This is a genomic window from Priestia sp. TSO9, assembly GCF_021029645.1.
Lineage (GTDB): Bacteria > Bacillota > Bacilli > Bacillales > Bacillaceae_H > Priestia > Priestia megaterium_E.
This window is the reverse complement of record NZ_JAJEKD010000042.1, coordinates 1-382: the sequence shown is the minus strand read 5'-3', so window position 1 is coordinate 382 and position 382 is coordinate 1. Positions and strand designations below refer to the sequence as shown.

Below are 382 nucleotides of genomic sequence, written 5' to 3'. Positions count from 1 at the left end.
TTGGGACCAAGGGGTCGCAGGTTCGAATCCTGTCTTCCCGACCATTTATGGGGCCTTAGCTCAGCTGGGAGAGCGCCTGCCTTGCACGCAGGAGGTCAGCGGTTCGATCCCGCTAGGCTCCACCAATTAAATTAAATAATTGTAACGAATAATATGGCGGTGTAGCTCAGCTGGCTAGAGCGTACGGTTCATACCCGTGAGGTCGTGGGTTCGACTCCCTCCGCCGCTACCATATAAGTTACATTTGTTATAAATATATACGGAGGAATACCCAAGTCTGGCTGAAGGGATCGGTCTTGAAAACCGACAGGGGTGTCAAAGCCCGCGGGGGTTCGAATCCCTCTTCCTCCTCCATTTATTTATACCATATTCATATCATCGC

The 382-nt window shown here is 50.8% G+C and carries 3 tRNA genes; all 3 read left to right on the top strand.

The annotated features are described in order from the left end of the window. Window positions 1–49: 49 nt before the first annotated feature. The 3 genes from LJC66_RS27485 (at window position 50) to LJC66_RS27475 (ending at window position 354) form a co-directional block, all read left to right on the top strand. Window positions 50–125, top strand: a tRNA-Ala gene (locus LJC66_RS27485). Between the two features lie 30 nt (window positions 126–155). Then, window positions 156–232: transfer RNA gene (locus LJC66_RS27480), tRNA-Met, on the top strand. A 29-nt stretch (window positions 233–261) separates the two neighbouring features. Next, window positions 262–354 (top strand) — tRNA-Ser (locus tag LJC66_RS27475). Window positions 355–382: the final 28 nt, after the last annotated feature.